Origin of the sequence: Streptomyces sp. NPDC001381, assembly GCF_042895685.1 — a bacterium.
Lineage (GTDB): Bacteria > Actinomycetota > Actinomycetes > Streptomycetales > Streptomycetaceae > Streptomyces.
In genome coordinates, this window is sequence record NZ_JBIAWO010000002.1 from 151742 (window position 1) to 163588 (window position 11847).

8 protein-coding genes and 1 pseudogene are annotated in these 11847 nt (G+C 71.9%); 7 read left to right on the forward strand and 2 right to left on the reverse strand.

Annotated features, from left to right (window positions below):
• Nucleotides 1-55: 55 nt before the first annotated feature.
• The gene (locus ACFY2L_RS07770) at nucleotides 56-1210 is read right to left on the reverse strand and encodes an NAD(P)/FAD-dependent oxidoreductase (RefSeq protein ID WP_390821779.1); all 1155 of its coding nucleotides are present in this window, start codon (nucleotides 1208-1210) and stop codon (nucleotides 56-58) included.
• 256 nt (nucleotides 1211-1466) lie between these two features.
• Between ACFY2L_RS07770 and ACFY2L_RS07775 the strand changes: the two genes are divergently transcribed.
• Both ACFY2L_RS07775 and ACFY2L_RS07780 read left to right on the forward strand, forming a co-directional pair.
• Nucleotides 1467-2168: a DNA polymerase beta superfamily protein gene (locus ACFY2L_RS07775; protein WP_390658702.1), complete on the forward strand. Its 702-nt coding sequence runs from the start codon at nucleotides 1467-1469 to the stop codon at nucleotides 2166-2168.
• A 373-nt stretch (nucleotides 2169-2541) separates the two neighbouring features.
• The gene (locus ACFY2L_RS07780) at nucleotides 2542-4716 is read left to right on the forward strand and encodes an elongation factor G (RefSeq protein WP_390821780.1); all 2175 of its coding nucleotides are present in this window, start codon (nucleotides 2542-2544) and stop codon (nucleotides 4714-4716) included.
• A 118-nt stretch (nucleotides 4717-4834) separates the two neighbouring features.
• On the opposite strand, the gene ACFY2L_RS07785 is transcribed toward ACFY2L_RS07780, so the two are convergent.
• Nucleotides 4835-6622, reverse strand: a complete 1788-nt coding sequence (locus ACFY2L_RS07785; protein ID WP_390658700.1) for a coagulation factor 5/8 type domain-containing protein — start codon at nucleotides 6620-6622, stop codon at nucleotides 4835-4837.
• Nucleotides 6623-6956: 334 nt separating this feature from the next.
• On the opposite strand from ACFY2L_RS07785, the gene ACFY2L_RS07790 reads away from it, so the two are divergent.
• The 5 genes and pseudogenes from ACFY2L_RS07790 to ACFY2L_RS07810 form a co-directional block, all read left to right on the forward strand.
• The gene (locus ACFY2L_RS07790) at nucleotides 6957-8276 is read left to right on the forward strand and encodes an ABC transporter substrate-binding protein (RefSeq protein ID WP_390821781.1); all 1320 of its coding nucleotides are present in this window, start codon (nucleotides 6957-6959) and stop codon (nucleotides 8274-8276) included.
• Nucleotides 8277-8281: 5 nt separating this feature from the next.
• A complete protein-coding gene (locus ACFY2L_RS07795; RefSeq protein ID WP_390821782.1) occupies nucleotides 8282-9268 on the forward strand; it encodes a carbohydrate ABC transporter permease in 987 nt (328 codons plus the stop codon).
• A 28-nt stretch (nucleotides 9269-9296) separates the two neighbouring features.
• The gene (locus tag ACFY2L_RS07800) at nucleotides 9297-10136 is read left to right on the forward strand and encodes a carbohydrate ABC transporter permease (protein ID WP_390822391.1); all 840 of its coding nucleotides are present in this window, start codon (nucleotides 9297-9299) and stop codon (nucleotides 10134-10136) included.
• Between the two features lie 29 nt (nucleotides 10137-10165).
• Complete coding sequence (locus ACFY2L_RS07805) at nucleotides 10166-11524, forward strand: GH1 family beta-glucosidase (protein WP_390821783.1); 1359 nt, start codon at nucleotides 10166-10168, stop codon at nucleotides 11522-11524.
• 4 nt (nucleotides 11525-11528) lie between these two features.
• Nucleotides 11529-11837: pseudogene (locus tag ACFY2L_RS07810) on the forward strand (SAM-dependent methyltransferase); the annotation flags it as partial.
• Nucleotides 11838-11847 lie beyond the last annotated feature (10 nt).

Here is an 11847-nt window from a genome sequence, read left to right on the forward strand (position 1 = left end):
CGGGACGGGGACGGCACCTGGGACAGGCGGTGTCCTCCTGGAACGCGCGAGGTGTTCAACGGACGGCCTCCTCGGCGAAGCGGTCGGGACGGAAGGGCGCCAGGTCCAGTTCCGGGACCGCGCCGGTCAGCGCCTGCGCGATCAGGTGGCCGGTGCCGGTCGCGAGCCCGATGCCCGCGCCCTCGTGCCCGCAGGCGTGGAACAGCCCCGGTACCCGCGGGTCGGCACCGACCGCGGGCAGGTGGTCGGGCAGGTACGGGCGGAACCCGAGGTACGTGCGCATCACCCGCACGTGCTCCAGGAACGGGAACAGCCGGGTCGCCCCGGCGGCCAGCGCCCGGACCACCGGCAGGGAGAACGACCGGTCGAATCCGACCCGTTCACGGCTCGCGCCGATCAGCACGGGTCCGGCGGCGGTGCCCTCGACGACCGGGGAGGTCTGCAGGGCGGCGGAGTCACTGGCCACGTCGGCCACGTAGTCGGCGGCGTACACCTTGTGCCGCACCCGGCGCGGCAGCGGTTCGGTGGCCAGGACGAATCCCCGGCGGGGCAGTACCGGCAGGGGCGCCCCGGCCAGCGCGGCCACCTCGCCGCCCCAGGTGCCGGCCGCGTTCACCACGGCCGGCGCGAGGACGTCGCCCTGGTCGGTGCGCACACCGCGGACCGAGCCGTCGGCGCCGCGCAACACCCCCGTCACCGTCCGGCCCGTCTCCAGTCGCGCACCGGAGGCTCGTACGAGACGGGCGGCGGCCAGCGTGGGCATCACCTGGGCGTCCTGCGGGTACAGGACGCCTCCCGCGAGTCCGGGAGCCACGTACGGTTCGTGGTCGTGGAGTCGGCCGGGCTCCACGGCGACCGTCTCCACCCCGGCCGCGCGCTGGCCCGCGGCCAGGTCCGTCAGGGCGCTGAGCGCCTCGGGCGTGGACGCCACGACGAGCCCGCCCTTCGGCTCGTACTCCACGGCCGCGCCCAGCTCTTCGGCCAGGTCCGCCCACAACCGCAGCGACAGCAGGGCGAGTCGGAGTTCGGGACCGGGCTCCTTGTCGGAGACGAGGAGGTTTCCCTCGCCCGCGCCGGTCGTGCCGCCCGCCACCGGGCCGCGGTCGACCAGGACGACGTCGAGCCCCGCGCGGGCCGCGTACAGCGCACAGGCGGCGCCCACCATGCCGGCGCCGACGACCACCACGTCACCGCTCGGTCGCTTGGTCACGGCAGTAATATGTCACATGGTCCCCAGCTCAGGAAGTAGGCCCGAGCGGGCGGGGAAGGGGACGGGCCGCGGAAAATGTGAGGTGGGCGGGGAGGATGCCGGGCATCATGGCGGTCCCGTCGCCCGGCAGCGGTCACCCGTCCACGGAGGCCGGCAACGCACGGAGCCGGCGACGCACCACGGTCGGCGACGCACCGGGGCGACGGGCGGACCACCACCCGGGCACTCAGCCGGGCGCACACCAACGGGGGCACCAGTGACCGTCACCAACATCCTCCTGTCCGGCATCGTCGGCTCGACCGCCTACGGGCTCGCGCGCGAAGGGTCCGACGTGGACCGCCTCGGCCTGTTCGCGGCACCCACCGAGGAACTGCACGGCCTGCACACGCCGAAGGAGTCCCACGTCAGCACGGCGCCCGACCGCACCCTGCACGAGGCCGCCAAATGGTGCCGGCTCGCCCTCGGCGGCAACCCCACCGTCATGGAACTCGTCTGGCTTCCGGACGAGTTGTACGAGGTCCGCACCCCGCTGGGCGACGACCTCATCGGCATCCGTACGACGCTGCCGAGCGCCCGCCGGGTCCGCGACGCCTACCTCGGCTACGCCACCCAGCAGTTCCGCAAGCTGCAGAACCGCGGCGAGCGCACACCCGAGGCCCAGACGAGCCGGCGGATCGCCAAGCACGCCCGGCACCTCAAGCGGCTGTGCACCCAGGGCTACGAGCTGTACGCCACGGGGCGGTTGACGATCCGCGTGGACGACCCGGAGAGCTACCACCGGTTCGGCGAGCAGGTCGCCGCCGACCCCGAGGCGGCCCTGCCGCTGCTGCGCGACTTCGAGGAGAAGTTCACCGAGACCCGAAGTGTCCTGCCGGAACAGCCCGACGAGACGGCCGCCGAGGCGTGGCTGCGCCGGGTGCGGCGGCACTTCTACGCGGCGCAGGAAACAGCGGCGTGACCGTACGACGGTGAAGGGCGCGGGGGCCGGGGGCCGCGGCGCGACGACAAATCGCGTGCGGCGTCCGCCCGTCCCGCCCTAAACTCGCCGAAGATCAAGCGCCGCCCACCACCTGGGCAGCCGTGCCGTGACGAACGAAGGGAGCCCGGCCATGCGTGACCACACCGCTGTCCTCGCTCCCCGCGCACGCTACGAGGTGATCCTCGTGTCTTCGTCCGTCCGGTGTCCGCTGCGCGGCCGGCACCGGATGAGCTGACGCCCACCGAGTCCTTCAACGCGCCGTCGCCCGCACCGGGCTGACGGCACGTCACGCATGTGTGCGTCGGTCAATCGCGCCGCCCGTTCCCCGAGAACACCCGAAAGGCCAAGGGCCGTGCGCAACAACCTCGACCGTCACCTCGCCGCCGTGCGCAACCTGGGCATCCTCGCCCACGTCGACGCCGGAAAGACCACCGTCACCGAGCGGATCCTGTACGCCACCGGCACCACGCACAAGCGCGGCGAGGTGCACGACGGCACGACCGTCACCGACTTCGACCCCCAGGAGCGCGACCGTGGTATCACCATCTTCGCGGCGGCCGTCAGCTGCGACTGGAAAGGTCACCGCATCAACCTGATCGACACGCCCGGGCACGTCGACTTCGCCGACGAGGTGGAGCGGTCCCTGCGGGTGCTCGACGGGGCGGTGGCGGTGTTCGACGCCGTCGCCGGCGTGGAGCCGCAGAGCGAATCGGTGTGGCGCCAGGCCGACCGGCACGGCGTACCGAGGATCGCGTTCGTCAACAAGCTGGACCGGGCGGGCGCCGACCTCGACACCGCCGTGGCGTCCATCCGCGACCGCCTGCACCCCGTCCCCCTCGTCGTCCAGCTGCCCATCGGAGCCGAGGACGGCTTCACCGGCGTCGTGGACCTGCTCCGCATGCGGTCACTGACCTGGGGCGACGGCGGCGACACGGCCGTCGAGGGGGAGGTGCCGGAGGTCCTGCGGGAGGAGGCGCTGCGCCGGCGCGCCCTCCTGGAGGAAGCCGTGGCCGAACGGCACCCCGCCGCGCTGGAGGAGTTCTGCGACCGGGAGACGCTGTCCGCCGCGACGCTCACCGCCGCCCTGCGGGACCTCACCCGCAGCGGTGACGGCGTGGTCGTGCTGTGCGGCTCGGCGTACCGCAACCGGGGCGTCGAACCGCTGCTCGACGCCGTGGTCGACTATCTGCCGTCGCCGCTGGACGTGCCGGCCGTACGCGGTGTCCGGGACGGCGGCGACGGTGGACGAGGTGCGGTCGACGGTATGCGGCATCCCGTCGATGGTGTGCAGCCGGCGGATGGCACGCAGAGTACCGCCGACGGTATGCGACATCCCGCCGACGGTATGCGCGATCCCTCCGACGAGCGACGCCCCGCCGACCCCGGCGCCCCGTTCGCCGCCCTCGCGTTCAAGGTCAGTGCCACGCCCACGGGACGGCTCACGTATCTGCGGGTGTACTCGGGAACGATCGAGAAGGGAGACCCCGTGTGGGAGTCCGGCACCCGCCGCGTCGAGCGGATCGGACGGATCCTGCGGGTCCAGGCCGACCGGCACGCCCAGCTCGACCGGGCGGTCGCGGGGGACATCGTGGCGGTGATCGGGCTCAAGTCGGCCCGCGCGGGTTCGACCCTGTGCGTGCCCGGCGCCCCGCTGGTCCTGGAACCGCCCGGGGTTCCCGATCCCGTGGTGTCGGTGGCGGTGGAGGCGTGCCGGAGCACCGACACCGACCGGCTGGCCTCGGCGCTCGCCCGGCTGGCGGAGGAGGATCCGTCGCTGGTCGTGCGGACCGATCCCGAGACCGGTCAGACGGTGCTGTCGGGCATGGGTGAACTGCACCTGGAGGTCGCGGTGGAGAAGATCCGCCGTGCCCTCGGGCTGGACGTCAACGTCGGCCGTCCCAGGGTGACGTACCGCGAGACGGTGGCCCGGGGCGTGTCCGGTGTGGTGTACCGGCACGTCAAACAGGACGGCGGCGCCGGGCAGTTCGCGCACGTGGTGATCGAGGTGCAGCCGCTTCAGGAGGGGTTCGACTTCCGGTCCGCCGTGGTCGGCGGGCGCGTGCCGCAGGAGTTCGTCCGCGCCGTCGAGGCGGGCTGCCGGGACGCCCTCGCCGAGGGTCCCCTCGGCGGGCATCCGGTGACGGGTCTGCGGGTCACCCTGACCGACGGGGCGACCCATGTGAAGGACTCCTCCGACACGGCCTTCCGCACGGCGGGCCGGTTCGCGCTCCGGGAGGCCCTGCGCGCCTGCGCGATGGTGCTGCTGGAGCCGGTCACCGAGGTCACGGTCACCGTGCCCGAGGACGCCGTCGGCGGGGTCCTCGGTGACCTGGCGGCCCGGCGTGGCCGGGTCACCGGTTCGGTGGTGCGCGGCGGTTCGGCGGCGGTCACCGCCACCGTGCCGCTGGCGGAGCTGTTCGGCTACGCGACCCGGCTGCGCAGCCGCACCCAGGGCCGCGGCACCTTCACGGCCCGTCCCACGGGGTACGCGCCCGCACCGGCGCCGGCCGTGGCGGCGACGCCGTAGCAGGCGGTGACCGGCGGCCGGTTCGCACGGACCGGCGGCCGGTTCGCACCGCGGACACACCGGGTCCGCGGTGCGAACCGGCACCGGAGGCGTCCCCCGATCGTCCGACGGGCCGGCGTCAGGGGTAGGAGACCACCACCGACGGCACCGTGGACGTTCCGGAGGTGGGCGCCCCGGTGTCGTTGATGACGGCCTCGTACTGGCCGTTGCCGCCGAGGGAGATCACCAGCAGGTCGTGGAACTTCACGCCCGGGGTGTTCGGCGCGGCGAAGCCGTGGTGCTGCACGATCGTGGGGTCGACGTTGTAGTAGCAGTAGCTGCCCAGGCCCCAGGCCTCGTGCGTGGTGACGTTGTCGCCGACCCTGTAGGCGGCGTACCCCTTGAGCGCGCCGTTCTGGATGGCCGCCTGGTTCGGGGCGTCGTACGCCTTCTCGTTCTGGAAGAAGATCGTGCGGCCGCGCTGGCCGAACCACTGCACGTCGTACTTGTTGAAGTGCTCCACGAACAGGCCGGTGGCCAGCACGTCGTGGCCGTTGACGACGACGCCGTGGTCGGCCCGGTTGGTCTCCCAGCCGACGCCGTCGCCGTGGTCGGCGCGCCAGACCCAGGTGTGGTCGACGATCGTGTGCCGGTTGTTGACGACCATGCTGGTGGTGGCCCTGCCGGCGCCGGCCCCGCCGATCCGGACGAACACGTCCTGGACGGTGGTGGGGTTGGCGGAGTGGTCGCGCCACGCCCCGGTCGGGCCGATCTCCAGCAGGGTGCGGGAGTTGACCGGTCCGGCGTCCACGAGGAAGCCGGCGAGCCGGACCCCGTCGACGTCGGCGACCTTCAGCGCGGTGACGCCGTTGTCCGGGATCAGCGTGGCGTATCCCAGGCCGAGGACGACGGTGTCGGGGCGGTTGACCCGGACCGGCTGGTCGAGGTGGTAGATGCCCGGGGTCAGCAGCAGGTGCAGGCCCTGCGCGAGGGCCCGGTTGAGCGTCGCCGCCGGGACGCCGGGCTCGGCGACGTAGAACCGGGACAGGGGCAGGGAGGTGCCGCGCGGTGTGCCGCCGCCCCAGCTGACGCCGCGCGCGTTCGTCCGCTTGGCCGGCAGGAAGACCCGGAAGGCGCCGCCGCCGTCGACGTACAGGAAGGGCTTCTCCCGGGAGACCGGGGTCGTGTCGAGCGTGGTGTAGGGCGGGTTGGGGAAGCTCTGGGCGGGGGCGCCCTCGACGCCCGAGAAGACCATGTTCCAGACGCCGTTGAGCCAGCTGCCGATCGCGCTGTCCCGGGTGTACCACTGCTGCTGCGAGTACGGTCCGATCTGGCCGTCGATGCGGCTGTCGGCGATGTAGCCGCCGCTGGCCCAGCCGTAGCCGGTGGGCGCCAGGTCGAGGCCGCCGCGGACGTGCATACGGCGGAAGGGCGCCGCCTGGGCGACCGCCCAGCGGTTGGTGCCGCCGGCCGGGACGAGCGCGAGGTTCTCCGCCGAACGCCAGAAGTTCTGCGTGGCGTTCCCGCCGAACCAGCCCGCGTCGACCGTCACGTCCCCGTTGATGGTCGTGTCGTCGGGGGAGAGTCCGAGGCCCGCGATCGAGGTGTAGAAGCCCAGTCGGGCGTTGAGGCCGTGGTAGGTGCCGGGCTTGAACAGCAACGCGTAGCGCCCGGTGCCGAACTGGGCCGACTCCTGCTGCCGGAACACCTCGTCGAGGCGGGCCTGGATGTCCGGGGTCGACGGGTCGAAGACGAGGACGTTCGGTCCGAGATCGCCACCGCCCGGCAGAAGGCGGGGGCGCGCCGCACGCGGGGTGGCGGAGGCCGGCGCGGCGGACATTCCGGCGAGGGCGGGTGCGGCGGCCGCCGCGGCCGCGAGGACGGCTCTGCGGCGCGGGGCGGGGGGCTGCGCGGAGGTGTGGGGCATGGGCGGCTCTCCTCGGTGGGGTGGCGCGAACGCTGACCGGACGGCTCGTGCGTCCGATGGAACGGCTCGCGGATCCGATGGCACGGCTCGTGGATCCGATGGAACGGTTCGGCCGGCCGGCAGGTCGGCTCGAAGTGAACGGCTGATTCAGGAAGTGAACGGCTGCGGTCTTGAGAGCGCTCTCTCGTCGCTGAATGCTTCAACTACCCGAACGCGTACGTCAAGTGGTGGAACACGACTTCCCCGATCGCTGCCGCACCCCTTGACGCCTTTCTCTTCCAGGGTTTAACTCACGTCCTAAATTAAGCCATGAGCCACCACTGGGGGTCGACCCATGCGCACCATCGGAGCCGCAGCCGCAACCGCCGTCGTGCTGTCCCTCGCCCTCACCGCGACGGCCTGCGGGGGCGGCACGTCGACGGACGGCGGCGGGTCGAACGACTCGCCCGGGACGCTGACGTACTGGGCGTCCAACCAGGGCGCGAGCATCGAAGTCGACAAGAAGGTGCTCCAGCCCGAACTCGACAAGTTCGAGAAGCGGACCGGGATCGAGGTGAAGCTGGAGGTCGTCCCCTGGTCGGACCTGCTCAACCGGATCCTCACCGCGACCACGTCGGGCCAGGGCCCCGACGTGCTGAACATCGGCAACACATGGTCGGCCTCCCTGCAGGCCACCGGCGCGCTGCTGCCGTGGGACGACGCGAACCTCGCCAAGATCGGCGGCAGGGACCGTTTCGTCGACTCGGCGCTCGGCTCGACCGGCGCCGAAGGCGAGGACCCGGCCGCCGTCCCGCTGTACTCGATGGCGTACGCGCTCTACTACAACAAGCGGATACTCGCCGACGCCGGCATCACCCGGCCGCCCGCCACCTGGGACGAGCTGGTGGCCGACGGCAAGAAGATCCGGGCGAAGGGCAAGCAGGTCCTGGGCGCCGAGGGCGCCAACGTCTCCGAGAACGTCCACCACGTCTTCGTCTTCGCCCAGCAGCACGGAGCGGACTTCTTCACCGCCGACGGCAAGCCCGACTTCACCTCGGACGGCGTGGTCGCCGCGGTCAAGCAGTACGTCGACCTGATGGCCGAGGACGAGGTCGTCCCGCAGGGCAACGCCGAGTACGCGCAGAACCAGTCCGTCAGCGACTTCGCCAAGGGCCGTACGGCGATGCTCCTCTGGCAGTCCGCGTCCGCCAACCTCGCGTCCCAGGGCATGAGCGAGGACGCCTACGGCATCGCGCCCGTCCCGGTCCGGTCGGGCACGCCCGGCACGGGCACGCAGGTCAACTCCATGGTCGCCGGCATCAACCTGGCCGTCTTCAAGAACACCGACAACCTCGACGGTGCCACGGAGTTCGTGAAGTTCATGACCGGCGACGAGGAGCAGAAGATCCTCAACAAGGCCTACAGCTCGATCCCGCCGGTCGCCGCGGCGCAGGCCGACCCGGCCTTCAACACCCCCGCGAACGCCGTCCTGAAGGACACCCTCGCCCGGAGCGCCGCGGCGCTGCCGCAGGTCGCCGACGAGTCGCAGTTCGAGACGGCCGTCGGTACGGCCGTCAAGGAGCTGTTCGCCGAGGCGGCCGCCGGACGCACGGTGACCACCGCGTCGGTCAAGGCCCGCCTGGAGAAGGCCCAGCAGCAGATGCCGACGAAGTGAGCGTGATGACGACCACGGTCACCGAGCGGGCCACCGTGCGCAAGGACGCCTCCGGGGCGGCGGGCGGCCCCCGCCGCCCCGGACGGATCCGCCGCATCGGACTGCCCTACCTGCTGCTCCTGCCCGCCTTGCTGCTCGAACTCCTCGTCCACCTGGTGCCGATGGTCGTCGGCATCGTGATGAGCTTCAAGGAACTCACCCAGGCATACATCCGCGACTGGGGCACGGCCCCCTGGGCCGGACTCGACAACTACTCGGTGTCCGTCGACTTCGACGCCCCCGTCGGCGAAGCCCTGTTGCACTCCTTCCTCGTCACCGTCGCCTTCACCCTGCTCTCGGTGGGTCTGTGCTGGCTGATCGGCACGGCGGCGGCGATCTGCATGCAGGACGCCTTCCGCGGCCGCGGCCTGCTGCGCGCCCTGTTCCTGGTGCCGTACGCGCTGCCCGTCTACGCGGCCGTCATCACCTGGGTGTTCATGTTCCAGCACGACAACGGCCTGGTGAACCACGTCCTGCACGACCAGCTGCACCTCACCGACGAGCCGTCCTTCTGGCTGATCGGCGACAACGCCTTCTACGCCCTGCTCACCGTGTCGGTGTGGAAGGGCTGGCCGTTCGCCTTCCTGATCGTGACGGCGGGCCTGCAGAACATCCCGCGCGAACTGTACGAGGCGGCCGCGCTGGACGGCGCCGGCGTGTGGCAGCAGATCCGCCGCATCACCCTGCCGTCGCTGCGCCCGGTCAACCAGGTCCTGGTCCTGGTGCTGTTCCTGTGGACGTTCAACGACTTCAACACGCCCTACGTGCTGTTCGGCAGGGCCGCCCCGGAGGCCGCCGACCTCGTCTCGGTCCACATCTACCAGGCGTCCTTCGTCACCTGGAACTTCGGCGCCGGGTCCGCCATGTCGGTCCTGCTGCTGCTCTTCCTGCTGCTCGTGACCGGCGTGTACCTGGCCGTCACCTCGCGCGGACGGAGGCCCGCCGATGCCTGAGCTCCACCGGGCCGTGCCCGACTCGCCCATGGCGCCGCCGCGTTCGTTCCTGTGGTCCCGGCGGATCTTCCTCACCCTGCTCACCGGCTTCGTCCTGGTGCCGGTGTACGTCATGGTCTCCAGTTCCCTGAAGCCCCTCGCGGACGTCTCGGGCGCGTTCCGCTGGCTGCCGAGCGGCCTGACGATCCGGCCGTACGTCGACATCTGGTCGACCGTCCCGCTCGCGCGCCACTTCGTGAACTCGCTGGTCGTGGCGGGCGCGGCGACGGTCTGCTCGGTGGTGATCGCGGTGTTCAGCGCGTACGCGGTGAGCCGCTACGACTTCCGCGGCAAGCGCGTCTTCACGGTCACCGTGCTGTCCACGCAGATGTTCCCCGGCATCCTCTTCCTTCTCCCGCTCTTCCTCCTCTACGTCAACATCGGCAACGCCACCGGCATCGCCCTGTTCGGCTCGCGCGGCGGGCTGATCCTGACGTATCTCACCTTCTCCCTGCCCTTCTCCATCTGGATGCTGATCGGCTACTTCGACTCGGTGCCGCGCGACCTGGACGAGGCGGCACTGGTGGACGGCTGCGGACCGCTCGGGGCGCTGCTGCGGATCGTCGTGCCGGCCGCGGTCCCCGGCATCGTCGCGGTCGCCGTGTACGCCTTCATGACGGCCTGGGGAGAGGTGCTGTTCGCCTCCGTCATGACCAACGACACCACCCGCACGCTCGCCGTCGGGCTCCAGGGCTACTCCACCCTCAACGACGTGTACTGGAACCAGATCATGGCCGCCTCGCTGGTCGTCAGCGTGCCCGTGGTGGCCGGGTTCCTCCTCCTGCAGCGCTACCTCGTCGCCGGGCTGACGGCGGGAGCGGTGAAGTGACCGACCTCCGTGACCGTGAAGGGACTTCCGTGACCATCGACCTCGCCGCACTTCCGGACGACTTCCTGTGGGGCACGGCCACCTCGGCCTACCAGATCGAGGGAGCCGTGGCGGAGGACGGCCGTTCCCCGTCGATCTGGGACACCTTCTCGCACACCCCCGGAAAGACGGCCGGCGACGACCACGGCGACATCGCCTGCGACCACTACCACCGCTGGCGCGAGGACATCGGCCTGATGCGCCGGCTGGGCACCAACGCCTACCGCATGTCGGTCGCCTGGCCGCGGGTGATGCCGGGCGGCGACGGCCCGGTGAACCCCAAGGGCCTCGCCTTCTACGACGAGTTGGTGGACGCCCTGCTGGCGGCCGGCATCACCCCGTCCGTCACCCTCTACCACTGGGACCTGCCGCAGGTGCTGCAGGACCGGGGCGGCTGGCCCGAGCGGGCCACGGCCGAGCACTTCGCCGCGTACGCCTCGGCCGTCGCCGAACGGCTCGGCGACCGGGTCACCCACTGGACCACCCTCAACGAGCCCCTGTGCTCGGCGTGGATCGGCCACCTCGAAGGCACCATGGCCCCCGGCCTGACCGACCTGACGGCCGCCGTCCGCGCCTCGTACCACCTGCTCCTCGGCCACGGTCTCGCCGCACAGGCGATCCGCGCGGCGGCCCCCGGCGCCGAGGTCGGCATCGTCAACAACCTGTCCACCGTCCACCCCGCCTCCGACCGCCCCGAGGACCTCGCCGCCGCCCGCCGCGCGGACGGCCACACCAACCGCTGGTGGCTCGACCCGGTGCACGGCCGCGGCTTCCCGGCCGACATGCGGGAGGTCTACGGCGTCGAACTCCCCGAACGGCCCGGTGATCCGGAGACGATCGCAGCGCCCCTCGACTGGCTGGGCCTGAACTACTACTTCCCGGCGACCGTCGCCGACGACCCCGAGGGGCCCGCCCCGTACGCCCGTTCCGTACGCCGCGAGGGCGTCCCGCGCACCGGCATGGACTGGGAGGTCGACCCGGGCGGCATCGAGACGCTGCTGCTGCGCCTGACCGACGAGTACGGCGCCCGCCGCCTGTACGTCACGGAGAACGGTTCCGCCTACCCGGACGTGGTCCGCCCCGACGGCACCGTCGACGACCCCGAGCGGCAGGCCTACCTGACCGGACACCTCGCGGCCTGCGCCTCCGCCGCACGCAAGGGGGCCCCGCTGGCCGGGTACTTCGCCTGGTCGCTGCTGGACAACTTCGAGTGGGCGTACGGCTACGCCAAGCGGTTCGGACTGGTCCACGTCGACTACCGCACCCAGGCCCGCACGATCAAGGGCTCCGGACGCCACTACGCGGACATCATCCGCAGGCACCGGGAGGGGGTGGCGAAGGCCGCCTGACGGACGCCTGCGGTCACTGGCCGAGCTGCTGCCGGCGCTCACCGCAGGCGAGGGACCCGGCTCCCTCGACGGACCCTCCATCAGCGTCGCCGACCTCGCGCGCGCCGGGCTCGTCGAGTACGGCGATCCTCAGCCCGTCTCGGTCAGCGATCAGCTCGACACCGACTTCCCGCAGGGGTTCTTGCGCAGCACGGCGAACACCCGCCGTTCCACCAGCGCCAGCGGCGCTTTCCGCCTCGACGGCAAGGGCGCCCGCGTCCCGCAGATGGACATCGCCGACCAACGCCGATACGGGGCCGCGTTCCGAGCGCTCGCGACCCCGG

Bases quoted from the DNA above. Each gene is read 5' to 3' on its own strand.
- ACFY2L_RS07785 (WP_390658700.1), bottom strand. From the start codon at position 6,622: ATGCCCCACACCTCCGCGCAGCCCCCCGCCCCGCGCCGCAGAGCCGTC.
- ACFY2L_RS07790 (WP_390821781.1), top strand. From the start codon at position 6,957: ATGCGCACCATCGGAGCCGCAGCCGCAACCGCCGTCGTGCTGTCCCTC.
- ACFY2L_RS07795 (WP_390821782.1), top strand. From the start codon at position 8,282: ATGACGACCACGGTCACCGAGCGGGCCACCGTGCGCAAGGACGCCTCC.
- ACFY2L_RS07800 (WP_390822391.1), top strand. From the start codon at position 9,297: ATGGCGCCGCCGCGTTCGTTCCTGTGGTCCCGGCGGATCTTCCTCACC.